The 25,729-nt window shown below is 32.6% G+C and carries 19 protein-coding genes and 1 riboswitch; of the genes, 9 read left to right on the top strand and 10 right to left on the bottom strand.

Annotated elements, in window-relative coordinates; translation table 11 throughout:
• Nucleotides 1-157: 157 nt before the first annotated feature.
• Both lpxB and surE read right to left on the bottom strand, forming a co-directional pair.
• On the bottom strand, nucleotides 158-1,273 hold the full coding sequence (gene lpxB / locus M9Q43_RS07385; RefSeq protein WP_262318303.1) for a lipid-A-disaccharide synthase: 1,116 nt from the start codon (nucleotides 1,271-1,273) through the stop codon (nucleotides 158-160).
• Between the two features lie 17 nt (nucleotides 1,274-1,290).
• Complete coding sequence (surE, locus tag M9Q43_RS07390) at nucleotides 1,291-2,058, bottom strand: 5'/3'-nucleotidase SurE (protein ID WP_262318304.1); 768 nt, start codon at nucleotides 2,056-2,058, stop codon at nucleotides 1,291-1,293.
• Nucleotides 2,059-2,199: 141 nt separating this feature from the next.
• Here surE and M9Q43_RS07395 point away from each other — a divergent pair, with 141 nt between their 5' ends.
• Nucleotides 2,200-4,353, top strand: coding sequence for a carboxy terminal-processing peptidase (locus tag M9Q43_RS07395; protein ID WP_262318305.1), 2,154 nt, complete (start codon nucleotides 2,200-2,202; stop codon nucleotides 4,351-4,353).
• A gap of 53 nt (nucleotides 4,354-4,406) precedes the next feature.
• Here M9Q43_RS07395 and M9Q43_RS07400 read toward each other — a convergent pair whose 3' ends face one another.
• On the bottom strand, nucleotides 4,407-4,925 hold the full coding sequence (locus tag M9Q43_RS07400) for a hypothetical protein (RefSeq protein WP_262318306.1): 519 nt from the start codon (nucleotides 4,923-4,925) through the stop codon (nucleotides 4,407-4,409).
• Between the two features lie 53 nt (nucleotides 4,926-4,978).
• Between M9Q43_RS07400 and M9Q43_RS07405 the strand changes: the two genes are divergently transcribed.
• The gene (locus tag M9Q43_RS07405) at nucleotides 4,979-5,770 is read left to right on the top strand and encodes a DNA/RNA non-specific endonuclease (RefSeq protein WP_262318307.1); all 792 of its coding nucleotides are present in this window, start codon (nucleotides 4,979-4,981) and stop codon (nucleotides 5,768-5,770) included.
• A gap of 1 nt (nucleotide 5,771) precedes the next feature.
• Here the strand turns inward: M9Q43_RS07405 and rodA are convergent, their stop codons facing one another.
• From rodA to purH, 6 genes are all read right to left on the bottom strand, one after another.
• On the bottom strand, nucleotides 5,772-7,028 hold the full coding sequence (gene rodA, locus M9Q43_RS07410; RefSeq protein WP_262318308.1) for a rod shape-determining protein RodA: 1,257 nt from the start codon (nucleotides 7,026-7,028) through the stop codon (nucleotides 5,772-5,774).
• Nucleotide 7,029: 1 nt separating this feature from the next.
• A complete protein-coding gene (locus M9Q43_RS07415) occupies nucleotides 7,030-8,958 on the bottom strand; it encodes a peptidoglycan D,D-transpeptidase FtsI family protein (protein WP_262318309.1) in 1,929 nt (642 codons plus the stop codon).
• Nucleotides 8,955-9,458: a rod shape-determining protein MreD gene (locus tag M9Q43_RS07420; protein WP_262318310.1), complete on the bottom strand. Its 504-nt coding sequence runs from the start codon at nucleotides 9,456-9,458 to the stop codon at nucleotides 8,955-8,957. The genes M9Q43_RS07415 and M9Q43_RS07420 overlap by 4 nt, the downstream gene beginning before the upstream one ends.
• Nucleotides 9,459-10,289: a rod shape-determining protein MreC gene (gene mreC / locus M9Q43_RS07425; protein ID WP_262318311.1), complete on the bottom strand. Its 831-nt coding sequence runs from the start codon at nucleotides 10,287-10,289 to the stop codon at nucleotides 9,459-9,461.
• Between the two features lie 10 nt (nucleotides 10,290-10,299).
• Nucleotides 10,300-11,328 (bottom strand): rod shape-determining protein, encoded by a 1,029-nt coding sequence (locus tag M9Q43_RS07430; RefSeq protein WP_262318312.1) that lies wholly within the window; start codon nucleotides 11,326-11,328, stop codon nucleotides 10,300-10,302.
• 143 nt (nucleotides 11,329-11,471) lie between these two features.
• Nucleotides 11,472-13,004 carry a bifunctional phosphoribosylaminoimidazolecarboxamide formyltransferase/IMP cyclohydrolase gene (gene purH / locus M9Q43_RS07435; RefSeq protein WP_262318313.1) on the bottom strand — a complete coding sequence of 511 codons (1,533 nt, stop codon included), beginning with the start codon at nucleotides 13,002-13,004 and terminating at the stop codon, nucleotides 11,472-11,474.
• A 402-nt stretch (nucleotides 13,005-13,406) separates the two neighbouring features.
• On the opposite strand from purH, the gene M9Q43_RS07440 reads away from it, so the two are divergent.
• The 3 genes from M9Q43_RS07440 to M9Q43_RS07450 all read left to right on the top strand — a co-directional run bounded on the left by M9Q43_RS07440 (nucleotide 13,407) and on the right by M9Q43_RS07450 (nucleotide 17,509).
• Nucleotides 13,407-14,657, top strand: coding sequence for an ABC transporter permease (locus M9Q43_RS07440; protein ID WP_262318314.1), 1,251 nt, complete (start codon nucleotides 13,407-13,409; stop codon nucleotides 14,655-14,657).
• Between the two features lie 41 nt (nucleotides 14,658-14,698).
• Complete coding sequence (locus M9Q43_RS07445) at nucleotides 14,699-15,238, top strand: hypothetical protein (RefSeq protein ID WP_262318315.1); 540 nt, start codon at nucleotides 14,699-14,701, stop codon at nucleotides 15,236-15,238.
• Between the two features lie 72 nt (nucleotides 15,239-15,310).
• Nucleotides 15,311-17,509: a TonB-dependent receptor plug domain-containing protein gene (locus M9Q43_RS07450; RefSeq protein ID WP_262318316.1), complete on the top strand. Its 2,199-nt coding sequence runs from the start codon at nucleotides 15,311-15,313 to the stop codon at nucleotides 17,507-17,509.
• 57 nt (nucleotides 17,510-17,566) lie between these two features.
• On the opposite strand, the gene metK is transcribed toward M9Q43_RS07450, so the two are convergent.
• Nucleotides 17,567-18,817, bottom strand: a complete 1,251-nt coding sequence (gene metK, locus M9Q43_RS07455) for a methionine adenosyltransferase (RefSeq protein ID WP_262318317.1) — start codon at nucleotides 18,815-18,817, stop codon at nucleotides 17,567-17,569.
• Nucleotides 18,818-19,443: 626 nt separating this feature from the next.
• On the opposite strand from metK, the gene M9Q43_RS07460 reads away from it, so the two are divergent.
• From M9Q43_RS07460 to M9Q43_RS07475, 4 genes are all read left to right on the top strand, one after another.
• The gene (locus tag M9Q43_RS07460; RefSeq protein ID WP_262318318.1) at nucleotides 19,444-20,736 is read left to right on the top strand and encodes an O-acetylhomoserine aminocarboxypropyltransferase/cysteine synthase family protein; all 1,293 of its coding nucleotides are present in this window, start codon (nucleotides 19,444-19,446) and stop codon (nucleotides 20,734-20,736) included.
• A 64-nt stretch (nucleotides 20,737-20,800) separates the two neighbouring features.
• Nucleotides 20,801-21,766: an alpha/beta fold hydrolase gene (locus M9Q43_RS07465; protein WP_262318319.1), complete on the top strand. Its 966-nt coding sequence runs from the start codon at nucleotides 20,801-20,803 to the stop codon at nucleotides 21,764-21,766.
• Between the two features lie 7 nt (nucleotides 21,767-21,773).
• Nucleotides 21,774-24,188 carry a bifunctional aspartate kinase/homoserine dehydrogenase I gene (thrA, locus tag M9Q43_RS07470; RefSeq protein ID WP_262318320.1) on the top strand — a complete coding sequence of 805 codons (2,415 nt, stop codon included), beginning with the start codon at nucleotides 21,774-21,776 and terminating at the stop codon, nucleotides 24,186-24,188.
• A gap of 89 nt (nucleotides 24,189-24,277) precedes the next feature.
• Nucleotides 24,278-25,450, top strand: a complete 1,173-nt coding sequence (locus M9Q43_RS07475; protein WP_262318321.1) for a trans-sulfuration enzyme family protein — start codon at nucleotides 24,278-24,280, stop codon at nucleotides 25,448-25,450.
• A 152-nt stretch (nucleotides 25,451-25,602) separates the two neighbouring features.
• A riboswitch (SAM riboswitch) is annotated at nucleotides 25,603-25,708 on the top strand.
• The last annotated feature ends 21 nt before the right edge of the window (nucleotides 25,709-25,729 follow it).

Below are 25,729 nucleotides of genomic sequence, written 5' to 3' on the forward strand. Positions count from 1 at the left end.
TGATATTATGAATTTCTTTTCAGGATTGTAAGTTATGCTATATAAATAATAACATACAGCTATTGTGAATGCTAATAAATACAAATAGTCTGAATTAGTAAACCTTCTGATTTCCAATTTTCCAAAAACAAATTTTCTATTTGATTCACTCACTTTACTATTTTTTAAAACTACTCATAATTAATTCTGCTGTTTTTTTGCTAGCGCCTTCTCCTCCTAATTTTTGTTTCAATTCGGTATAATTGTTCAATAACATAGCACGACTATCTGAATTCAGAATTTTATTCAATTCTAATTTCAAGTTTTTTGTGTTCAATTCTTCTTGAATCAATTCTTTTACCACTTCTTTGTCCATGATTAAATTCACCAATGAAATGTATTTTAAAGTAATGATTCTTTTGGCAATTTGGTACGAAATGTAACTTCCTTTATAGCAAACCACTTCAGGAACATTAAACAATGCAGTTTCTAATGTTGCGGTTCCAGAAGTTACCAAAGCAGCATGCGAATGACTCAATAAATCGTAAGTTTTATTCGAAATAAATTTCACATTTTCATTCGTTAAAAATGTTTTGTAAAATTCATATTCCTGACTAGGAGCTCCAGCAATTACAAACTGATATTCTGGAAAATCTTTCACTACCGAAAGCATAATCGAGAGCATTTTGGAAATTTCTTGCTTTCTACTTCCTGGTAATAAAGCTATTATTGGTTTGTCTGATAATTGGTTTTCTTTTCTAAAGATTTCGTCTGAAACCTCTGTTCTACTAGCAATTGCATCAATTAATGGATGTCCGACGAAATGAACTGGGAAATGGTGTTTTTTCTCGTAAAAATATTTCTCAAAAGGAAGAATCACGTACATAAAATCCACATCGCGCTTAATAGCTTTGATGCGGTTTTCTTTCCAAGCCCAAATTTGAGGTGAAATGTAGTAATGGGTTGGAATATTTCGTTCTTTTGCCCAAGTAGCAATGCGCATATTAAAACCAGGGTAATCAATGAAAATAATTGCATCTGGTTGAAATGCTTCAATGTCTTTTTTACAAATTTTGATGTTGTTCAAAATGGTTTTTAAATTCATGATAACTTCAATAAAACCCATAAACGCTAATTCGCGATAGTGTTTTACTAAAGTTCCACCAACATTTTGCATCAAATCGCCACCCCAAAAACGAATTTCGGCTGATGGATCTTTTTCGTACAAAGCTTTCATCAAATTCGAACCGTGTAAATCGCCCGAAGCTTCTCCTGCTATGATATAATATTTCATTTTCTAATCGTCTAAATTTATAATTCCCAAGAATTCAACTGTTGCATCGCATGATGTGCTGTTAAATCAAATTGCACTGGTACAATCGAAATATAACCATTTTCTAAAGCCCATTCGTCTGTATCAGTTCCTTTGTCTTGATTGACAAATTTACCGGTTAACCAATAATATTCTTTTCCTTGCGGATTAGTTCTTTTGTCAAATTCTTCTTGCCACATGGCTTTTGCTTGGCGACAAATTTTTATTCCTTTGATATTTTCTTTACTTAATTTCGGAAAATTTACGTTTAAAATAACACCTTCAGGTAGTCCTTTTTCTAAAACGCCCAATGCAATTTGCTTGACATGGCTTTTTATCGGTTCAAAATCGGCATCCCAACTATAATCTAATAACGAAAATCCTATAGCAGGAATTCCTTCAATTCCAGCCTCCACGGCAGCACTCATCGTTCCAGAATAAATTACATTGATAGAAGAATTAGAGCCGTGATTGATTCCAGAAACACATAAATCTGGTTTTCTTTTCAAGATTTCATTCACGGCAATTTTCACACAATCAACAGGTGTTCCGCTACAGCTATATTCTTGAGAAAGGTCTTTGTCCAAATGTACTTTTTCGAGTTTTAGTGTGTTGTTTATGGTAATTGCGTGTCCCATGGCGCTTTGTGGGCTATCTGGAGCAACCACTATAACGTCGCCAATTTCTTTCATTACTTCAATTAAAGCTCTAATTCCAGGTGCAACAATGCTGTCGTCGTTTGTTACAAGTATAAGTGGTTTTGACATTTTAAACATTTTTTGCTAAATTAATTAATTTAAACCGAAACCCTTTTTCTGTTTTGTTATTTTTATAGGTTTAACAAAAATTTATAGTAAATTGCAGACTTGTGGCATGATTTTTTGTGTAATTTAGTTGAAAATTTTTTAATGAAAAGAATTGTGGAATTTATGAAAAGAAATTATAAGGTTATTTTGCTAATAACTGCTTTGTCTGCAGTTTTATGGAGTTTTATTCCAAATCAAAAAAAGGAAGATCCTGAAAAAGATAAGTTACTTTTAGAATTGTTAACCTTTGTTTTAGAAAAAGGTCATTATAGTCCAGTGGAAATTAATGATAATTTTTCTAAGAAAGTTTATGCAAAATATTTAGATGGAATTGATCCTACAAAACGTTTCTTTTTACAGAGTGATATTGATGAGTTCAGTAAATATGAAACTCAAATTGATGATATGATTAAGAATAAAGATTTAACTTTCTTTAATCTTACCAATTCGCGTTTGTTACAAAGAATGGAAGAATCTCGTGCTATTTACAAGGATATATTAGATAAACCTTTTGATTTTAATGCTAATGAAAGTATTAATGTTGATTATGAAAAGCTTCCGTATGTCAAAAACAAAAAAGAATTAACAGACAGATGGAGAAAACAATTAAAACTACAAGCGCTTTCTTCAATTACTGACAAACAAACGTTAGAAGAAGACAAAAAAACAAAAGATGCAGCTTATCAAGCTAAATCATTTGATGAAATTGAGAAAGAAGTACGTGAAAATTCTTTAAAATCGTTAAATGAATATTTTGATTTTATTCAAGATGAATTGGATAGAAATGATTGGTTTTCAATTTTTTTAAATTCAATTGTAGAACGATTTGATCCACATACATTCTATTTTTCTCCAGAAGATAAAGAAAAATTTGATGTAAGCATGAGCGGAACTTTCCAAGGAATTGGCGCTCGTTTACAAAAGAAAAATGATGCGGTTGAAGTTTCTGAACTAATTTCGGGTGGACCAGCTTGGAGAGGAAAAGAATTAGAAGCAGGCGATTTAATTTTAAAAGTCGGACAAGGAAAAGAAGAACCAATTGATGTTGCAGGAATGCGTTTAGACGATGTTGTTAAGAAAATTAAAGGACCAAAAGGAACAGAAGTTAGATTAACGGTAAAAAAAGTAGATGGTTCATTAAAAGTAATTTCGATTATTAGAGATGAGGTTGAAACCGAAGAAACGTTTGCAAAGTCTTCAGTAGTTGAAAAAGATGGGAAAAAATTCGGAATTATATATTTACCAAAATTCTATATTAGTTTTGAAAATAAACAAAATAGAGACGCATTTAAAGATGTAGCCATCGAAATTGAGCGTTTAAAAGAACAAAATGTAGACGGAATTGTAATGGATTTACGCGATAACGGTGGAGGTTCATTAGAAACTGTAGTTAAAATGGTCGGATTGTTTATTCCAGAAGGCCCTGTGGTTCAAGTAAAAGCGCCAGGAAGGAATCCTGAAATTTTACCTGATCCTGATAAAAAAGTTCAATATGATGGACCACTTGTGGTAATGATTAATAACTTCTCGGCATCGGCTTCAGAAATTTTTGCAGCGGCAATTCAAGATTATAAAAGAGGAATTGTAGTAGGAAGTAAGCATTCGTATGGTAAAGGAACAGTCCAAAATGTAATTGATTTGAATCAGTTTGTAAGAGGAAGTTCTTATGGTGATTTGGGAGCTTTAAAAACTACTATTCAAAAATTCTACAGAATTAACGGAGGCTCAACACAACGCGAAGGTGTTAAAAGTGACATCGTTTTTCCAGATAGATTTTCATATTTAGACATGGGTGAGCGTGATGAAGAAAGTGCTTTGCCTTGGGACAAAATAGAGCCTGCAAAATACAATCCAATGAATGTTAACTACGAAAATATTATTGCAAATTCTAAAAGAAGAATTGAATCTAATCCAAATTTCAAGTTAATTGACGAAAATGCAAAATGGATTTTTGAACGTAAAGATGAAAATGTATTTAGCTTAAATTTGAATGAGTTTAAAAAGCAAATGGATATTGCAGATACAAAAATAAAAAAGTTCAAAGCAATTTCAGATTATAATAATAAGTTACAATTTCAGTCATTGCCAAATGAAGTTGCTTTGTTTGAAAAAGATACTTTGTTAAAACAAAAACGTGAGCGTTGGCATGAAGATTTGCAAAAAGACGTGTATGTCGATGAAACATTAAATATTATTTCTGAAATGAAATTAGCTTCAAGAGGCAAAGCTTTACCGCAAAAAATAAGTATGAATTAACATAAAAAATAAAGCTTAAAAAAAATCCCGATTATACAATCGGGATTTTTTATTTAATCTAGTTTTCTTAGTTTATTTTCAGATTTTTCTAAGTCCATTTGTAACTCTAAAGCTTTGTTTTCTTTTTTCAGAATTTTCTCTCTCCATTTTAATTCATCATCTGGAGATAATTTTCCTTTTCTTTTTAGCTTTTCAAATTTTTCTTTGTCCTTTTCAATGTCTTTTTTATTGTCGGCAATTTTGTCTTTTACTTTGTCAACATTTTTCTTTGCTTTTTCTCTTTGAGCAATTGCTCTTTCTGCTTTTTTAACTTCTTTTTCTGCTTTTTTCTGAGCTTTTTCAGCATCTTTTTGAGCTTTTTCAGCCTTTTTTAATTCTCTCTGACGCTCTTTTTCTGCTTTTTGACTTTCTTTGATTTGTCTTTCTTCTGCCTTAATTCTTTCTTTTTCGGCTTTTTGTTGTTCAAGAATTAATTTTTCTTGCTGAACTTTTACGCTGTCAATTACTGTTTCTTGGGCTAAAGTGGCTTGTAAACTAAATAAACCTACTAAAATTAAAAATTTAATTTTCATGATTTTGGATTTTAAAATTATCTTTACAAAGGTAACAAAAACTAAGCCAAAAGATGAAAAGATTAAGTTTTGTATGTATTATAGTTTTGATTTTATCGTGTAGAGATTTTACAATAGTTACAGAAGAAAAGTCTGAAAAAGAGAAAATTAACAATACAACTATTGCGATTTCTAATGATTTTGACTTTTATCCTAGCTCAACTACAAACGCTGTTTATTCAAGAGATGCATATACTTTTTCTTATTCAGAAGAACACGAACAAAGCGAATGGGTTGCTTATTATTTAGACGCTTTTGATTTAGGGAATGCGAATTATGAACGTCCTTTTTTCATTGAAGATCCGTTAGTAGAAACAGAATCTGCTGATTGGAGAAATTATAAAAAATCGGGTTACGACAAAGGTCACTTGTGCCCAGCTGGTGATAGAAAATCGAGTTATAATGCTTATAAAGAAACTTTTTTCACTTCTAATATTTCGCCTCAAGACCACGATTTTAATTCGGGTGTTTGGAATCGTTTGGAAGAAAAAACAAGATATTGGGCAGAAAAATATGATGGGATTTATGTAATTACTGGTGGTGTTTTAACGGATGATTTAAAAACTATTGGTAAAGAAGATGTTTCAGTTCCAAATTACTTCTATAAAATTCTTTTAACCAAAGACGGTTTAAGAATGGTCGCTTTTTTAGTGCCGCACAAGGATTCAAACAAACCTTTGTATGAATTTGTTACTTCTGTAGATGTAATTGAAAAAATGACAGGAATTGACTTTTTTTCAAAATTAGAAGACGAAATGGAAAATAAATTAGAAATGAATAGTGACTATAAAGATTGGAGTTTTTAAACTACCATTCATTTACTTTATTTGCGTCAAGCTTTATAAAAATAAACAATAAAATTGTAAAAGACCACAAACTTGAACCTCCATAAGAGAAAAAGGGTAGAGGTACACCGATTGTTGGGAATAATTTTATCAACATGGCAATATTTACAAAAAAGTGTGTAAATAAATAAGTTGCTACACAATAACCATAAACCCTACTGAATTTTGTTTTTTGGTTTTCGGCTAAATAAATAATTCTTAGAAATAAAGCTGCAAATAAAACAATCACAATAAAACTTCCAATAAATCCCCATTCTTCACCAACGGTTGTAAAGATGTAATCAGTGTGTTGTTCCGGAACAAAACCACCTTTTGTTTGTGTGCCTTCTAGATAACCTTTGCCAGTTAAACCACCAGAACCAATTGCAATCATTGATTGGTCTAAGTTGTAGCCTTCACGCTTCATATCCACATTGTCACCAATTAGAACGTTAATACGGTCTTTTTGATGAGGTTCTAACACGGAATCATAAACATAACTTACGGAATATGTAAATGCTGTCATAACAAGAAATAACAACCCATAAACAATTGGATTTCGAGTAATTTTTCTGTTAAATATGTAATGTATTACCATAAATACAGCTATTGCAATAACTACATAAAATGGTTGAATTACTAAAGATGCAAAGAATAAGCCAATTGCAACTATCCCTGAAATAAAATACCAACTTGGTAAACCTTCTCTATTTAGTACAAAAATTAGCGAAATAAAAATCATGGCACTTCCTGCATCGGGTTGTAATAAGATAAGAAATACTGGAAGCCCTATAATTGCTAATCCGATAATCTGGTGTTTGGTATATTTAAAATTTATTTGCGAATAACTGATGTATTTTGCTAATAATAAACCAGTAGCGATTTTTACGAATTCTGAAGGTTGAAAACCAAAACCACCAAATTGATACCAGTTGGTTTGTCCTTTTTTAGTCACCCCAAAAACGAAAAGGCCCAATAATAAAATTATACCAATACCATAAAAAACAAATGATAGGCGTTCATAAATTTTTGCATCTGTAAATAAAACAATAAAAATTAATGGTATTGCAAGTCCAATAAATAGCATTTGACGACCATATATTTGAGATAAATCAAAAATAGAAGTCTCTTCTATTGGTAAAGAAGCGGAATAAATAGTCATCCATCCCATTATTACTAATGCAATGTAGATTAAAATGGTAATCCAATCGATGCTATTTCCTATGCTTTGATTTTTCATTCTAATTTGATTCTTCTTCTTTTCTGGCTTCGCCTATTGCTGTTTCAATCTTCTTTAATGAGTCTGATTCTTTCTTTTGCTCAGGGAAACGTTGAAAAATAATATTCTCTATTTTTTCATATTCCGGAAGTAAACTTCCGTTAAGCATTGTAGTTTCTAAATCTTTACGTGTTATTTTTCCGTTTACATATTTTTCAACCATTAAGGTTGCAATTGGTCCTGCCCAACGACTTCCCCAATACCCGTTTTCGATAAACACAGCAATTGCAATTGTAGGATTTTCTTTTGGTGCAAAGGCCACAAAAATAGAATGATCTTTTAATTGATAGGTTTTTCCTGCAACTCTAATTTTGTTTTCTGCTGTTCCTGTTTTGCCACAAATTTGTAATCCTTCAACTTTTAATGAAGAAGCCGTACCGACATTATAAACATCTGCCAATCCTTGAATCATTGGCGGAAAATATTGTTTGTCAATAGTAGAATAGTGTTTTGTTGTAAATTTTTTGTCTAAAGGTTGGCCTTTTATTTTTTTTACGATGTGAGGTGTGTAATAATATCCTTGATTTGCAACAACTGCCATCATATTTGCTAATTGAATAGGTGAGGTTAAAACTTCTCCTTGTCCAATTGAATTTGAAATAATGTATGAACTTCTGATAGGTGCACCGTTGTACATTTTTTTGTACATTTTGGATGTTGGTACCAAACCTTTTGCACCAATTGGCATATCAGTTCCTAAAAACTGACCCAAGCCAAAACTTTTTACATGGTTTGCCCAATTGTCTACACTGTAATACGAATCTTTATATTTTTCAATAGTTCTTTTGTAGGTATTTCCAAAATAACTATTACACGATTTATATGTTCCATTGTTTAACTGCAAAGTGTGTAAACCACAGTGACATTTCATGAAACGACCAAAGTTTGCTCCACCATTACAATAAAAAGTACTTTGTTCGTCAATAACTTCTTCATGTAATCCAATTAAACCAGTTATAATTTTAAATGGAGAACCTGGCGGATAAGTTGCTTGAAGACCTCTGTCATATAATGGTTTTGAAATAGAATCGTTGTATAAGGCTGTGTAGTTTTTTGAACGTTGACGACCTACTAACATGGCAGGATCATAAGTTGGAGCCGAAACCAATGCTAAAATTTCGCCCGATTTTGGTTCAATAGCTACAATTCCACCTCTTTTGTTAATCATTAATTCGGTACCATATTTTTGCAATTCATGGTCAATGGTTAATGTTAAGTCTTTACCTTGTTGTGCTATGGTATCAAACTCTCCGTTTTTATACGGACCAATAATTTTATTGTGTTTATCACGCAGTAGATATTTTACACCTTTTACACCACGAAGAATCTCTTCGTATTCTTGTTCAACACCTTGTTTTCCAATTAAATCTCCAGGATTATAATATGGATTTTTGTTAATAATTGCTTCATTTGCTTGAGTAATAAATCCGAAAATATTGGCACATTCTTTAACTTGATAATCTCTTAAAGCTCTTTTTTGGGTGTAAAAGCCTTCAAATTTTCGTTCTTTTTCTTGAAATGCAGCATATTCTGCTTTGTTTAATTGAGATAAAAAAACTGATGGAAGTCGTGGACTGTAAATATTAGCTTTTTCAATTTTTTTAATGAAATATTCTTTTGATATATGAAGTAAATTACAAAATTCGGTGGTGTCAATATCTTTAATCTCTCTAGGAACCACCATGATGTCATACGACGGCTGATTGGCAACTAATAGTTTTCCGTTTCTGTCATAGATATAGCCACGCTCTGGAAAATCAAACACTTTTTTAATAGCGTTGTTTTCGGCTTTAAGTTTTAAGGTTTCATCAATTACTTGTAAATAGAAAATTTTAGTAAGTAAAAGGATTGAACTTACAATAATAACTGCGGGTAAAACAATTTTTCTCATCGTTTATTTGGCTTTATTAAATAGATGATAAGTAATGAAATTGTAAAAGTGAATAAAGTACTTAACAGCGTTCTAAAAAGTACAATAACAATCAAATCGATTCTGAAAAATTCAAAAAAGAATAAAATAAAATGATGAATAAATATAGCTAATAAAAGCAATGTAATTCGTTCTGGGGAAATTTTGTCTGCAATTTTTACTGTTTGATATTCATAACTTAATCCAAACGCAAACTTGAATAATGATGGTCTGATGTAAGCCAAAATTACTGATGCAGTTGCGTGAATACCATCAGAATTTGCAAACATGTCTAATAAAATCCCTAAGGTAAAACTGCTCAGCAATAAAACAGATTTGTTGCTATTAACAGGATATAATAAAATGAACAACACATAAGGATACGGATTTAGATATCCAAACAAATTGATATTGTTGAAAATCAAAATTTGTAGTGCCAAAAACACTAAAAACCGAATGCTATTTAAAATATTATTGTTCACTTATTTTTTTGGTGCTGCTGTTTCTACCTCTAATTGTTGTTTCTCTTTTCGTTTTTTATTTTCAATAACATATACATATCCAATTGATGTCATGTCGTTAAACAATCGAACATTAATTGTATAGTAATTGGTTTTTTTATCGATAAAAATTTTATCAATTTTTCCAATAGGAATATTCTCTGGAAAAATATCTGAATTTCCACCAGTAACAATAGAATCGCCTTTTCGTAATGAAGCCAAACGGGGTACATCGATTAATTGAGCAAACCCTACGTTTTTTCCATCCCAAACCAACGAACCAAAATGATCAGAGTTTTTAATCTTTGCATTAATTTTTGATTTGGTGTTCAAAATACTCTGAATAGTAGAAAAGTTTGCAGAAGTTTTTTCAATTAATCCTACAATTCCTTTATCGTTTACTACACCCATGTCTGTTTTAATTCCAGCAAGGCTTCCGGCATTAATTGTAATGTAATTTTCTCTTTTGTTAAATGAATTTTTTACCGTTTTTGCCACCACCACATTAAAATTATTCAAGTCGTTTCTAAAAACAGTTTTTGAAGTAAGTAATGTGTCTTTTTTATTGAAAAGTAATTCTTTAAGTAACGCATTCTCTGAGGCCAATTCTTTGTTTTTTTCTTTTAAACTCAAATATTCATTGGCTTCATTCATTTTTTTATAGACGGTTCCTGTAACTGCATTGGCAGAATTTACATATTCACTTCTATGATATGAATGCGATTTTATGGTAAGCGATAAGGATATACCCAAAAGCAGCAAAAACAGCAATCGATAGCTGTTTTTTATGATAAAGTTAATTATTTGCTGCATGGATTATTTTTTATTTAATCAGTATTCCTTTGTATTTGTTGATGTTCTTTAAAGCCATTCCGGTTCCGCGTACAACGGCTCTTAATGGGTCTTCTGCAATGTAAACAGGTAAGTCTGTTTTTAATGATATTCGTTTGTCTAATCCTCTTAGCATCGAACCTCCACCGGCAAGATAAATACCTGTGTTGTAAATATCGGCAGCTAATTCGGGCGGCGTTTGCGATAATGTTTCCATTACAGCATCTTCAATACGTTGAATGGATTTATCTAAAGCTTTTGCAATTTCTCTATAAGAAACGTCTACTTGTTTTGGTTTACCTGTAAGTAAATCTCTACCTTGAACTGACATATCTTCTGGTGCATTATCTAAATCTTCAGTTGCTGCTCCAATTTGAATTTTAATTTTTTCTGCGGTAGTTTCTCCAACAAATAAATTGTGTTGGGTTCTCATATAATAAATAATATCATTTGTGAAAACGTCTCCAGCAATTTTAACCGATTTGTCGCAAACAATTCCACCAAGCGCAATAACTGCAATTTCTGTAGTTCCACCACCTATGTCAACAATCATGTTTCCTTTTGGTTGCATAATATCTAAACCGATACCAATTGCAGCCGCCATAGGTTCATGAATCAAATAAACTTCTTTTCCGTTTACGCGTTCAGCAGATTCTTTTACTGCACGCATTTCTACTTCGGTAATTCCCGAAGGAATACAAATTACCATACGAAGTGCTGGTGTAAATAATTTCTTCTTTAATGCAGGAATACTTTTGATAAACATTTTTATCATCTGTTCCGAAGCATCGAAATCAGCAATAACTCCGTCTTTTAATGGGCGAATGGTTTTTATGTTTTCATGTGTTTTACCTTGCATCATATTAGCTTCCTTACCTACGGCAATAATTTTGCCAGAAATGCGGTCTCGTGCCACAATAGAAGGACTATCAATTACAACTTTGTCGTTGTGAATAATTAAGGTGTTTGCGGTACCAAGGTCAATTGCGATATCCTCGGTCATGAAATCAAAAAATCCCATATGTATATGAAGGGTTTGGTGTTTTGTGTAAAAATGTTTTCGACTCACAAAAGTATGAAAATATTCTGGAATAATTCGAAAATAAAAAGCGCATTAAAATAATATTTTTTAATGCGCTTTTTAATGTGTTATTTTAACTGAAATTAGTGTTTAAAATGACGGATTCCTGTGAAAACCATTGCCATAGCATTTTCGTTGCAGTACGAAATACTCAATTCGTCTTTTATAGAACCTCCTGGCTGAATCACCGCTGTAATTCCGGCTTTATTAGCAATTTCAACACAGTCTGGAAAAGGGAAGAAAGCATCACTTGCCATAACTGCACCAGTTAAATCAAATTCAAATGAAGTTGCTTTTTCAATTGCATGACGTAAAGCATCTACTCTTGAAGTTTGCCCTGTTCCAGAAGCGCATAATTGTTTGTTTTTTGCAAATACAATCGTGTTTGATTTGGTGTGTTTACAAATTTTTGAAGCAAATAATAAATCTTCAATTTCTTCTGCTGTTGGAACAGCCGTTGTAACTGTTTTTAAATGGTCTTTAGAATCGGTAACATTGTCTTTATCTTGTACTAAAACACCGTTTAAACAAGTACGAACGGTTGTTTGTGGTAATTCCACTTCGTTTTGGATTAAGATAATTCGGTTTTTCTTTTCTTCTAAAATGTCAATCGCTTCTTGGTCATACGCTGGAGCAATTACTACTTCGCAGAACAATTGGTTGATTTCATTAGCTGTAGCCACATCAATTTTTCCATTCGCAATTAAAACTCCTCCGAAAGCCGAAGTTGGGTCACCTGCTAAAGCATCTAAATACGCTTCTTTCATTGTATTTCTTGTTGCTAAACCACAAGCATTATTGTGTTTTAAAATAGCGAAAGTTGGATTGTCGTTTTTGAATTCGTTCATTAAATTTACTGCTGCATCAACATCTAATAAATTGTTGTATGACAATTCTTTTCCGTGAACTTTGGTAAACATTTTGTCGAAATCGCCATAGAAAAATCCTTTTTGATGTGGATTTTCGCCATAACGTAACACATTTCCGTTTTGCTCGCTGATTTTTAAAACTGGTTCTTCAAAAACTTGATTGAAGTAGTTAAAAATAGCCGAATCATAATGTGAAGAAACATTAAAAGCTCTTGAAGCTAATAATTTTCTGTTTTCTAAAGTTGTAGCGCCGTTATTTTCGGTATAGAAATTCAAAAATGGGGCATATTGCTCAACTGAAGGAACAATTACCGTGTCTTTGAAGTTTTTAGCAGCTGCTCTAATTAAGGAAATTCCACCGATATCGATTTTCTCAATAATATCTTGTTCACTAGCTCCAGAAGCAACGGTTTTTTCAAACGGATACAAATCCACAATTACTAAATCGATTTGCGGAATGTTGAATTCTTTCATTTGTTCCACATCACCTGCATGGTCCTGACGGTTTAAGATACCACCGAAGATTTTTGGATGCAAGGTTTTTACTCTTCCTCCTAAAATTTCAGGGAAAGCCGTAATATCTTCTACAGCGACTACTGGAATACCTAAATCTTTAATAAAAGTTTCAGTTCCGCCGGTAGAATAAATGGTTACATTGTTTTGGTGAAGGGCTTTAACAATAGGTTCTAAACCGTTTTTGTCAAATACAGAAATCAATGCCGAAGCAATTTTTTTTGTTGTGTTCATGGTGTTGTGTTGTTGTATCTGAATAGTCTCAGATAAATGTTGTTGTTTTCGTGGTGCAAAAGTAGTTATACTTCTTAAAATAGTCAAACTTTATTGTTTTATATTTTTTAAATTAGATAATCGATTTTATAAAAAATATAATCGAACTAATTGCTAAAATAATTATGATTGTCAATTTTCAAATGATCTAGTATTTGTGTCTAATTTGAGGAAGATGGGATTTTTGTTACGAACAGATAACCACCATTTATGAATTCCATAATACAGAATAGTAGCAAGTCCAAATAGAATACTGTAAATTAGGTTTTCATTTAGCATAAATATTTTTCTCAAATATAAATAAATTCCCTCCAATTGTAACATTTTCACTCATTGCTCTACTTATAGTTATAGCTCATTATTATGCTTTTATATTTACGATTACTTTCAGAAAGTTTCAGTTTTGCCATTAACGCGTTGCGCAACAATAAATTGCGTACACTTTTGTCGTTGTTAGGTGTTACCATTGGTATTTTTTCCATTATTGCGGTGTTAGCTGCGGTAGATTCTATGGATAAAAAAATCAAGGAAGATTTGAGTGATATGGACATGAATACCGTGTATTTAATGCGTTTTTCATTTGGTCCATCTGAAGTGCCTCGTTGGAAACGTGAACAATTTCCTGATGTTACGTATGAAGAATTTGAACACATTAAGCGAAATGTAAACGGAATTGATAAAATATCATTCAATTTATTTACCCGAAACGAAAACATCAAATACGAGTCTAAAACGGTAAACTCTATTCGTGTTAAACCTTCAACAGAAGATTTTTTTGATATTGAGCCTTTAAAAATTGATAAAGGAAGATTATTTAATGCTGCTGAGTCTAATTCGGGAAGTCCTGTTATTGTTATTGGAAGTGAAGTTGCTACAGGTTTATTTGAAGAAAGTGACCCCATTGGTAAGAAAGTACGATTGTATGGACAAAAGTTTACTGTGATTGGCGTTTTGAAAAAACAAGGGCAAGGAATGTTTGGAGATAGTGGTGATGTAGCGGTATTTTTTCCTGTGAATTTTTTACGAAGAATGTATGGCGACAACAACGATATGTTAACACCTGCCATTTTAATAAAACCAGAAAAAGGCATAGATGTAGAAGAATTTAAAGCTGAATTAGGTCAAAAGTTAAGAGCTTTTAGAGGTGTAAAAACTGGTGAAATTGACAATTTCTTCATGAATGTGCTTTCTGGATTTACCGATTTTATTGATAATATCATTGGTCAAATGAACATGATTGGTTGGATTATTAGTGCGTTTTCACTTTTGGTAGGCGGATTTGGTATTGCAAACATCATGTTTGTATCGGTAAAAGAAAGAACGAATTTAATTGGAATTCAAAAAGCATTAGGTGCTAAAAATAAATTCATTTTGTTTCAATTCTTATTTGAGGCCGTTATTTTGTCATTAATTGGAGGAATTGTTGGTATGTTTTTAGTTTGGATTATAGCTTTAATACTTTCTTCGGCATTGGATTTCGAATTTGTTTTAAGTGCTTCAAATATGTTATTAGGTTCTGGATTAGCTGCTTTAATTGGATTAATTTCCGGTATTATTCCTGCTATTTCTGCTTCTAAATTAGATCCAGTGGAAGCAATTAGAAGCGGTATGTAGATCTTGTATTTTTTTCTATCTTTGGGCGTTTAGTAGTCCCAATGAAAAAACAAATCATTAGTATTATTTTGCTGTTTTTACTGATAGCACCAGCAGTTGTAACCTATACTTGGATTCAACAGCGAAAGCGTGCAGTTAAAAAAGAAGTAAAATGGAAAATGATTGCCGGTATAGATAAAAAAGAATTGGTTCTTCTAAAATTTTCAAATAAAGAAATTAAAACAAAACTACATTGGAAACATTCAAAAGAGTTTGAGTTTAATAATCAGATGTATGACATTGTTGATAAAATTATTACTAAAGACTCTGTTAAATATTGGTGTTGGTGGGATTTTGAAGAAACCAAGTTAAATCAACAATTGACTAAATTATTAGCAAGTGTTTACCAAAATGATATTCCTTCAAAAGAAAAACAATCAGAAATAACTGAATTTTATAAGTCTTTGTATTTTGAGCAAGTTGTTGTTTGGGAACCATTTTCATCAGGTTGTGAAAGATTTTTTAGTAAAACTTTTTATACTAATTTTTACAATTATTTACTTATAAAATTAGACAATCCACCACCAAATAGTTTTTCTTAAAGTTACTTTCAATATTTATCAATAGTATTGAAATAAATAAATAATTAGAATTAATAAAATATTCTTAAAAAAATGAGAAAAATTATATTTTATGCTGTTGTGTTATTGCCATTTATTGGTTTTACACAAACAGCAAAAGATACCGTTGCAACAGAATTAGATGAAATTGTTGTTTCGGCTAACCGATGGAAACAAAATTCCAAATCAATTCCTCAGAAAATATCGGTTATTACAGCAAGCAAAGTTGCTTTACAAAATCCACAAACTGCTGCAGATTTGTTAACGATTTCTGGAAAAGTGTTTATGCAAAAAAGTCAGCAAGGTGGTGGAAGTCCAATGATTCGAGGGTTTGCAACCAATAGATTATTGTATGCAATAGACGGAATTAGAATGAATACTGCCATTTTTAGAGGAGGAAATATTCAAAATGTAATCTCATTAGACCCTTTCGCAACTGAGAGTACAGAAGTATTATTTGGACCAGGTTCTGTAATGTATGGGAGTGACGCAATTGGTGGTGTCATGAGTTTTCAAACTTTAACACCTCAATTTTCTTCAGAAGAAAAAGCATTTATTACTGGAAGTGCAGTAACACGATATTCTTCTGCCAATAACGAAAAAACAGGTCATTTTGATGTGAATGTTGGTTGGAAAAAATGGGCTTCAGTTACAAGCATCAGTTCAAACGATTTTGGTGATTTACGAATGGGTTCGCACGGACCAAATGAATATTTGCGCCCGTTTTATGTGCAACGACAAAATGGAGTAGATGAAGTGGTGACGAATGACGATCCTTTAGTACAAAAACCAACGGCATATTCCCAAATCAATTTGATGCAAAAAGTAAGATTTGCGCCTAATGAAAAATGGGATTTTCAATATGGATTTCATTTTTCAGAAACTTCAAGTTATTCTCGCTACGATAGACATATTCGTTATACAAATGCTGGTTTACCTCGATATGGCGAATTTTATTATGGTCCACAAAAATGGATTATGAATAATTTGAATGTTACACATCATTTAAAATCTAAGTTATTTGATGAAATGTCTTTGCGTTTAGCACATCAGTTCTTTGAAGAAAGTCGTGTGAGTAGAAATATTAATAATCCAAACAGAGAAATTAGAACTGAGAAAGTAAATGCTTATTCATTAAATACTGACTTTACGAAAGCAACAAGTGAAAAAAACAAAGTTTTCTACGGATTTGAATACGTTTTAAACGATGTAAATTCAACAGGAATTAATGAAGATATTGTAGCAGGAACAAGTGCAGTTGGCCCAGCAAGATACCCACAAGCAAAATGGCAATCGATTGGTGTTTATTTGAATGACCAATATAAAATTTCTGAAAAAACATTGCTTCAAGCAGGATTACGTTATAATCAGTTCATTTTGAAGGCTGATTTTGACACTGCGTTTTACCCATTTCCTTTTACAGAAGCCGATATTGATAATGGTTCTATAACTGGAAGTGCAGGAATTGTTTATCGCCCAACAGATAAATGGGTAATAAGTTCAAATGTAGCAACCGCTTTCCGTTCGCCAAATGTGGATGATGTGGGAAAAGTATTTGATTCTGAACCTGGTTCTGTTGTAATTCCAAATCCTAATTTACAAGCTGAATACGCTTATAATGTAGATTTGAACGTTGCCAAGTTGTTTGGAAAAAACGTAAAAGTTGATGTTTCTACTTATTATACACTATTGGATAATGCTTTAGTTCGTAGAGATTTTACACTAAATGGCGCTTCTGAAATTATATACGATGGTGAGTTGAGCCAAGTACAAGCCATTCAAAATGCAGCAAAAGCAAATGTGTATGGAGTTCAGGCTGGAGTTGAGGTGAAAATACCTTCTGGATTTCGCTTTTCAACCGATTTGAATTTCCAGAAGGGAGAAGAAGAATTGGATAATGGCGATAAAAGTCCGTCGCGTCATGTAGCACCATTTTTTGGTGTTTCTAGAGTGGGTTATGCTAATTCTAAATTAGATTTGGAAGTAAATCTTCAATTTAGTGATGAAGTTGCTTATGAAGATTTAGCCGAAGAAGAAAAAGGTAAAAAAGAAATCTATGCAATTGATGGCAATGGAAATCCGTATTCACCAAGTTGGTATACATTGAATTTAAAATCGATGTATAAGCTGAATGAAAATTTCACGCTTACTGCTGGTTTAGAAAATATCACTGACCAACGTTATCGACCATATAGTTCAGGAATTGTGGCACCTGGAAAGAATTTTGTTTTAGCTTTGAGAGCAAAGTTTTAATCATAAAAAAATCCCGATTGAAATATCGGGATTTTTGTTTTATAATTTTATTGAGGATTAAATCTTAAAAGCTGCTTTTACTTTATCAACGAAATCTAATTTTTCCCAAGTAAATAACTCAACAGAAACCGTTTTTGTTAAACCACCTGGAGCCGTAAACGTTTTAGTTACAGTTTCAGGAGTTCTTCCCATGTGTCCGTAAGCAGCCGTTTCGCTGTAGATTGGATTTCTTAATTTTAAACGTTGTTCAATGAAGTATGGACGCATGTCAAAAATACTTTCTACTACTTTGCTGATTTCTCCATCTATTAAATTAACTTTTGCAGTTCCGTAAGTATTTACGTTGATCGATGTTGGTTCAGCAACTCCAATCGCATAAGAAACTTGTACTAAAATTTCATCAGCAACACCTGCTGCTACTAAATTTTTAGCAATATGACGTGTAGCATAAGCCGCAGAACGGTCTACTTTTGATGGGTCTTTTCCAGAGAATGCACCACCACCGTGAGCTCCTTTACCACCGTAAGTATCTACGATAATTTTTCTTCCTGTTAAACCAGTATCTCCGTGAGGCCCTCCAATTACGAATTTCCCTGTTGGATTAATGTGGTATTTAATAGCATCATTAAATAAATGGGCATATTGAGGATTTTTAGCAATCACTCTTGGAATTAAAATTTCAATAATATCTTTTTTGATTTTTGCTAACATCGTTGGTTCGTCAGCAAAATCATCGTGTTGAGTTGAAACTACGATAGCATCAATACGAACCGGTTTGTTATCATCAGAATATTCTAAAGTAACCTGAGATTTAGCATCCGGACGTAAGTAAGTGATTTCTTTGTTCTCTCTTCTTAAATCCGCTAATTCTTGAAGAATTTGGTGAGATAATTTCAAAGCTAACGGCATGAACTCGGCTGTTTCATTTGTAGCGTAACCAAACATCATTCCTTGGTCACCTGCACCTTGCTCTTCTTTGCTAGCTCTATCAACTCCTTGGTTAATATCAGCAGATTGTTCGTGAATTGCAGATAAAACACCGCAAGAATTTGCTTCGAACATATATTCGCTTTTCGTATAACCAATTTTCTTGATTACATCTCTTGCGATAGTTTGTACATCTAAATAAGTATTTGATTTTACTTCTCCAGCTAAAATTACCTGACCTGTAGTAACTAACGTTTCACAAGCTACTTTTGACTCAGGGTCAAATGCTAAAAAGTTATCAATTAATGCGTCTGAAATTTGATCCGCAACTTTGTCAGGATGTCCTTCACTCACTGATTCTGACGTAAATAAATAAGCCATAATAAATTATTTTTAAATTTTAAGCGAGGAAAAATAATTGCAGGTAGTGCCTAAAGGAGTAGTAATTACTGCTTTAGCATTTTTTAATGAGGTTGCAATCAGTTCAAATTTTTCCTCTTAGTTTTCGGATGCAAATGTATGAAATGAAATTGAATTCCAAATGATTGTTAACTTTTTTTTATTTTTTTCTTCGGAAATTACAAATAGAGGTTTCTTTAGATAAATTTTCGGATTTAAATTTGGTTTTAATGAAAAATATTCTAAAAATTGATTTTAAAATAACAAAATTTAGAAAAATAATCTATTAATTTTTTTATTGTAGAAAATAAATCTAATTTTGCCCTGTCAAACTAAAAGAAATAGAAAATGAACTTTACAATGTGCAATATGTGTATGATGATGTGGAACAATCCGCAGAGGAAACCTATTGCATAATTTTAAAAGTAAATTAATTCAATATAACCTCTGTCGAAAGCAGAGGTTTTTTTATTTCAAAAAATCAACAAAATAATGAAAATAGCCATTTATAATCCAAGACGATGTTGTCGAATGTGTAGCTGAAACAAAATCAGTAAAGTCAAAAAAATACATTTAAAAAATACAATAACATTAAAAATTAAAATATCATGAGCACAAATAAATTTGCAACAAACGCATTACACGCAGGACACGACGTAACTAAAAACGCAGGAACAAGAGCTGTTCCAATTTACCAAACTACATCATACGTTTTTAATAATTCAGACCACGCAGCCAATCTTTTTGGTTTAGCCGAAGCTGGATTCATTTACACTCGATTAAATAATCCAACAAACGATATCTTAGAACAGCGTTTAGCCAAATTAGAAGGCGGAATCGGAGCTGTCGTAACCGCTTCAGGAACCGCAGCCATATCAACTGCTTTATTAACGTTATTAAAAGCTGGTGATCACATTGTAGCTTCTAACAGTTTATATGGAGGAACATATAATTTATTAAACGTGACTTTGCCAAGATTAGGCATCACTACAACATTCGTAGATCCATCAAATTCAGAAAATTTTTTAAATGCAGCACAAGAAAATACCAGAGTTTTCTTTGCCGAAAGTTTAGGAAATCCAAAATTAGATGTACTAGATTTAAAAGCCATTTCAAAAGCCGCACAAACCTACAAAGTGCCTTTTATTGTGGATAACACAGTGGCAACACCCTTTTTGCTGAACCCAATCGAACACGGAGCAAACATCGTAATCCATTCCTTAACGAAATACATCGGTGGAAACGGAACTTCTCTTGGAGGTGTCATCATCGATGCAGGAAATTTTGACTGGAGTAACGGAAAATTCCCTGAATTCACAGAACCTTCAGCGGGTTATCACGGATTAAAATATTATGAAGTTTTGGATGCTGCATCGTTCATCGCAAAAGTTAGAATAGAAGGTTTACGCGATTTAGGAGCTTCTTTGAGTCCTTTTAACGCATTTCAAATTATTCAAGGTTTGGAAACATTGGCTATCCGAATCAAAAAACACAGTGAGAATGCACTGGAATTAGCCAAATGGTTGCAAAAACGTCCAGAAGTGGCTTGGGTAAATTATCCTGGCTTAATTTCTTCAAAATATTATGATTTAGCCCAACAATATTTATCAGAAGGACAAAGTGGTATCGTAACTTTTGGATTAAAAGGTGGTTATGATGCGGCTAAAAAAGTAGCCGATGAAACCCAATTTTTCTCATTGTTGGCGAACATTGGTGATACAAAATCATTGATTATTCATCCAGCAAGTACTACGCACCAACAATTGTCAGAAGAACAACAAATTACAACTGGAGTAACGAAAGATTTAATTCGTTTATCCGTTGGATTAGAAGATATTGAAGACTTGAAAGCCGATTTACAAGGTGTTTTAGAAAAATTGCCAGTTCAAAATTTAGTTTAGGTTTTTGTTTGTTTGAAGGCTGCCGATAGACCTACCTAAAGGCAGTCTTTTTTTAAAAAGAAAGATGAGTAAAATTCAAAAAAGAGTGTTCCAAAATGTTCCATTGCAAAATGGAGTTGTGCAAGCAAAAGTGATTTTGTCGTATCAATTGTTTGGGCAACCCGTTGGTTCAGCTCCTTTGGTGGTGGTGAATCATGCTTTAACTGGAAATTCGCAAGTTATTGGTGAAAACGGTTGGTGGCAATCGTTAATTGGCGATGATAAAATTATCGATACCAAAAAATACGCAGTTTTGGCTTTCAATATTCCTGGAAACGGTTATCAAGATGAAGAAAATTTGATTGAAAATTATCAATATTTTACAACCTCTGACATTGCGAATTTATTTTGGAAAGGAATCGATTCGTTTAAAGTGAATCAAGTTTTTGCAGTTATTGGCGGAAGTCTAGGCGGAGCAATTGCTTGGGAAATGGCAACGATTAGACCAAAAGCGATTGCAAATTTAATTCCGGTTGCTACGAATTGGAAAGCTTCTGATTGGTTGATTGGAAATGTATTAATTCAAGATTTGATTTTGAATAATTCCAAAAATCCAATTCACGATGCTAGAATTCACGCCATGTTATTATATCGAACACCTGAATCACTTCAAGAAAAATTCCAGACCAAATTGCAAAATTCGGAAGGATTGTTTCAAGTGGAAAGTTGGTTGTTGCATCACGGAGAAAAATTGCAAAACCGATTTCAACTTTCGGCTTACAAACTCATGAATCATTTATTGAGAACTACGGATATTTTTAAAAACAGAAATCAAGCAGAAGTCATAAAAAACATAACATCAAACATTCATCTAATTAGTGTGGATACCGATTATTTTTTTACGGAAAACGAAATTAAAACCGCTTTTCAGGAAGTCAAAAACTACAAAAACAATGCATTTTATCACGAAATCAAATCCATTCACGGACACGATGCTTTTTTGATAGAATTTGAACAACTAAACAACATACTAAAACCTATATTTAATTAGAAATCAAATGAAAATATTAAAATTTGGAGGAAAATCATTAGCAAACGGAGAAGGATTGCAAAAAGTAGTGCAAACGATTGCTCAAAAATATTTCAATAACGAACCCATCGCAGTCGTAGTTTCGGCAAGAGGAAACGCTACTGATGAATTGGTAATTTTACTAAAAAAAGCACAAGCCAATATCAATTTTCAAGCGGATTTTGAGCAATTTAAAAAATACCAATTGGAAGGCTTGAAAGAAAACATATTTGAAGAAGAATTCTCAGTTTTGCAGAAATTGTTGGAAGGCGTTTCGCTTTTAGGAGATTACAGCGAAAAAATCAAAGATCAAGTCATTGCGTATGGCGAAATTTTATCGGCAAAATATGTCGCTTATGTTTTAAACGAAAACAGTATCAAAGCACAATTCACCGATTCTCGTCAATTAATAAAAACCGATACCAATTTCGGAAATGCACAACCAATTGACGCTGTTTCAAAGCGAAATGTCTTGGATTATTTCGAAAAAAACACGGATAAAGTCAATATTGTAACAGGTTTTATCGGTTCAACGTTACACAATGAAACTACGACTTTAGGTAGAAACGGAAGCAATTACACGGCTTCCTTATTAGCCAATTATCTAAATGCCGAAGAATTTCAAAACTACACTCATGTTGACGGAATTTTTACCGCAAACCCTGATTTAGTTGCTGATGCAAAAAAAATTCAGAGATTATCTTTTAATGAAGCGAATGAGTTAGCGAATTTCGGAGCGCAAATTTTACATGCCAAAACCATAATTCCTTTGGTGGAAAAAAACATTCCGTTGCGAATTTTAAACACGTTCAATCCTGAAAATGACGGAACTTTAATCACTTCCGAACAAACTAATGAAGGGATCAAATCGCTTTCGGTTTTAATCAATGTTTCGCTGATTAATTTAGAAGGAAGAGGTTTGTTAGGAAAAACAGGTGTTGATGCGAGAATTTTCCGTGTGATGGCTGAAAATGATATTAGTGTTAGCATTATTTCGCAAGGTTCTTCAGAAAGAGGAATTGGTTTGGTGGTAAGTTCTGATAAGGCTTCCAAAGCTTTAGTTGGGCTAGAAAAAGAATTTGAAACCGATTTTTACACGAAAGATGTCAATAAAATTTCGGTAAACGATAACATTGCTGTGATTTCTATAATCGGACAAGATTTAACCAATTTCCACAAACCGTATACGGCTTTAATCCGAAATAAAATCACACCAATTTTGTTGAATAATACAGTTACAGGAAGAAATATCAGTTTGGTAATTAGTCAAGACGAATTCAAACGTGCTTTAAATGTAATTCACGGTGAAATTTTTGGAGTAGCGAAAAAAATCAACATTGCCATTTTCGGTCACGGAACGGTTGGCGGCACTTTGATTTCTCAAATTTTAGAATCAACAAAAAACATCGAAAAACGAAAAGGAATTAAGCTGAATGTATTTGCAATCGCAAATTCCAAAAAGGTATTGTTGAATAAATTCGGAATTAGCGAAAATTGGAAAGCTACTTTAGAAGATAAAGGTCAGGAATATAAAGTGGAAGACATAATTGAGTATGCAAAAGAACATCATTTAGAAAATTTAATCGCAATTGACAACACTGCAAGTTCGACTTTCATTGAAAATTACATTTTGTTAGCCGAAAATAGTTTCGATTTAATTTCTTCCAATAAAGTTGCCAATACCGTAAGCATAGACTTTTATAAAAAATTACGAAAATTACTAAAAGATAACCAAAAAGAATATTTGTACGAAACCAATGTGGGTGCAGGATTGCCGTTAATTGATACAATAAAATTACTGCATTTGTCAGGTGAAAATATTACCAAGATTAAAGGCGTTTTTTCAGGAACATTGAGTTATTTGTTCAATAATTTTTCGGTGGAAGAAAAGAAATTCAGCGAAGTATTACAAGAAGCCATCGACAAAGGTTTTACAGAACCTGATCCAAGAGAAGATTTAAACGGAAACGATGTGGGTAGAAAATTATTAATCTTAGCACGCGAATTAGATTTACAAAACGAATTCGAAGAAATCCAAATTCAAAACCTAATTCCAGAAGCTTTACGCGAAGGAAGCGCAACTGATTTTTTAAAACGCTTATCCGAATTAGATGGAGTTTACCAAAACATCAAAGACGCTCAAGGTCCAAATGAAGTGTTGCGTTACATCGGTGAATTATCTGGTGATTTACAACAAGACAAAGGTAAATTGGAAGTGAAATTAATTTCCGTTCCAGCTAATTCAGCTTTAGGTTCCTTAAAAGGTTCCGATTCTATTTTCGAAATTTACACGGAATCGTACGGTGAGCAACCTATAGTAATTCAAGGCGCAGGAGCAGGAGCATCTGTTACTGCAAGAGGTGTTTTTGGAGATATTTTACGCTTATCCGAAAAAAAATTATAACCACCCAAACTCAAACCTGCAAGATGTAAAAGTCTTGTGGGTTTTACACTTTATCAGTTCAACGATTAAACAATTCAACAAACAAAACCATGAGCAACCAAAATTTAGGATTAGAAACCCAAGCCATCAGAATGCAATTGGAACGTACGCAATATTTAGAACATTCTGTTCCGTTATATTTAACTTCCAGTTTTATTTTTGAAGATGCGGAAGATATGCGTGCCTCGTTTGCAGAGGAAAAGGAAAGAAATATTTACAGCCGATTTTCCAATCCCAACACATCTGAATTTGTAGAGAAGATTTGTTTAATGGAAGGAGCAGAAGACGGCTACGCTTTCGCAACAGGAATGGCAGCAGTCTATTCTACTTTTGCTGTTTTATTGAATTCGGGCGATCATATCGTTTCAGCAAGTAGTGTTTTTGGTTCGACGCATACGTTGTTTACCAAATATTTTCCAAAATGGAATATTACGACCAGTTATTTTGATGTGAACAAACCAGAAATGATTGAAAATTTCATTCAACCGAATACAAAAATTCTTTACGCAGAATCGCCAACTAATCCGGCAGTTGATATTTTGGATTTGGAATTATTGGGAAAAATAGCCAAAAAACACAACTTAATTTTAATCATTGATAACTGTTTTGCAACACCTTATATTCAAAATCCAATTCAATTTGGAGCCGATTTAGTGATTCATTCTGCCACCAAATTAATCGATGGTCAAGGTCGTGTTTTAGGCGGAGTAACCGTTGGTCGTTATGATTTAATTCGTGAAATTTATTTGTTTTCTCGTAATACCGGACCCGCTTTATCGCCTTTCAATGCTTGGGTGTTGTCGAAAAGTTTAGAAACTTTGCCAGTTCGTATCGAAAGACATTGCGAAAATGCTTTAAAAGTGGCTGAATTTTTAGAAAACCATCCTAGTGTAGCTTCAGTGAAATATCCGTTTTTGAAATCGCATCCACAATATGAAGTCGCTAAAAAGCAAATGAAATTAGGAGGGAATATTGTTGCGTTTGAAATTAAAGGCGGAATTGAATCAGGAAGAAAATTCTTAGATAAAATCAAATTATGTTCGTTGTCTGCGAATTTAGGTGACACGCGTTCGATTGTAACGCATCCAGCTTCCACAACACACAGTAAATTAACTGAACAAGAACGTTTGACGGTTAGCATTACTGATGGTTTAGTCCGCGTTTCTGTTGGTTTGGAAACGGTTCAAGATGTAATTAACGATTTGAAACAGGCGTTAGAATAAGACTTATTAAATTATTTTATAGATTTATATTCTTAATTAGTGTTTAAAATTAGAATATAAATCTATAAAAAATATATTTTAAATGAAATTTTAGAAAATATTTCATAATTTCAATTTTGTTACTACATTTGCAGAGTTCATAAACATACTGTTTGTTATCACGAAAGCTGGAGGGAATAGACCCTACGAAAGCTTAGCAACCCTACTCTTGTAGAAGGTGCTACATTCTATTCCGATTTTATCGGAAGCAGATAACTCAAGGAAATTTTTTCCAATTTC

Origin of the sequence: Flavobacterium odoriferum (assembly GCF_025499515.1) — a bacterium.
Lineage (GTDB): Bacteria > Bacteroidota > Bacteroidia > Flavobacteriales > Flavobacteriaceae > Flavobacterium > Flavobacterium odoriferum.

Excerpts from the sequence above, each read along its gene's own strand:
- thrA (WP_262318320.1), top strand. The coding sequence starts at position 21,774 with ATGAAAATATTAAAATTTGGAGGAAAATCATTAGCAAACGGAGAAGGA.
- M9Q43_RS07430 (WP_262318312.1), bottom strand. The coding sequence starts at position 11,328 with ATGGGATTTTTTGATTTCATGACCGAGGATATCGCAATTGACCTTGGT.
- M9Q43_RS07440 (WP_262318314.1), top strand. The coding sequence starts at position 13,407 with ATGCTTTTATATTTACGATTACTTTCAGAAAGTTTCAGTTTTGCCATT.
- M9Q43_RS07405 (WP_262318307.1), top strand. The coding sequence starts at position 4,979 with ATGAAAAGATTAAGTTTTGTATGTATTATAGTTTTGATTTTATCGTGT.
- M9Q43_RS07445 (WP_262318315.1), top strand. The coding sequence starts at position 14,699 with ATGAAAAAACAAATCATTAGTATTATTTTGCTGTTTTTACTGATAGCA.
- M9Q43_RS07415 (WP_262318309.1), bottom strand. The coding sequence starts at position 8,958 with ATGAGAAAAATTGTTTTACCCGCAGTTATTATTGTAAGTTCAATCCTT.
- M9Q43_RS07395 (WP_262318305.1), top strand. The coding sequence starts at position 2,200 with ATGAAAAGAATTGTGGAATTTATGAAAAGAAATTATAAGGTTATTTTG.
- M9Q43_RS07400 (WP_262318306.1), bottom strand. The coding sequence starts at position 4,925 with ATGAAAATTAAATTTTTAATTTTAGTAGGTTTATTTAGTTTACAAGCC.
- M9Q43_RS07465 (WP_262318319.1), top strand. The coding sequence starts at position 20,801 with ATGAGTAAAATTCAAAAAAGAGTGTTCCAAAATGTTCCATTGCAAAAT.
- mreC (WP_262318311.1), bottom strand. The coding sequence starts at position 10,289 with ATGCAGCAAATAATTAACTTTATCATAAAAAACAGCTATCGATTGCTG.
- M9Q43_RS07475 (WP_262318321.1), top strand. The coding sequence starts at position 24,278 with ATGAGCAACCAAAATTTAGGATTAGAAACCCAAGCCATCAGAATGCAA.
- metK (WP_262318317.1), bottom strand. The coding sequence starts at position 18,817 with ATGGCTTATTTATTTACGTCAGAATCAGTGAGTGAAGGACATCCTGAC.
- M9Q43_RS07460 (WP_262318318.1), top strand. The coding sequence starts at position 19,444 with ATGAGCACAAATAAATTTGCAACAAACGCATTACACGCAGGACACGAC.
- surE (WP_262318304.1), bottom strand. The coding sequence starts at position 2,058 with ATGTCAAAACCACTTATACTTGTAACAAACGACGACAGCATTGTTGCA.
- purH (WP_262318313.1), bottom strand. The coding sequence starts at position 13,004 with ATGAACACAACAAAAAAAATTGCTTCGGCATTGATTTCTGTATTTGAC.
- M9Q43_RS07450 (WP_262318316.1), top strand. The coding sequence starts at position 15,311 with ATGAGAAAAATTATATTTTATGCTGTTGTGTTATTGCCATTTATTGGT.
- lpxB (WP_262318303.1), bottom strand. The coding sequence starts at position 1,273 with ATGAAATATTATATCATAGCAGGAGAAGCTTCGGGCGATTTACACGGT.
- rodA (WP_262318308.1), bottom strand. The coding sequence starts at position 7,028 with ATGAAAAATCAAAGCATAGGAAATAGCATCGATTGGATTACCATTTTA.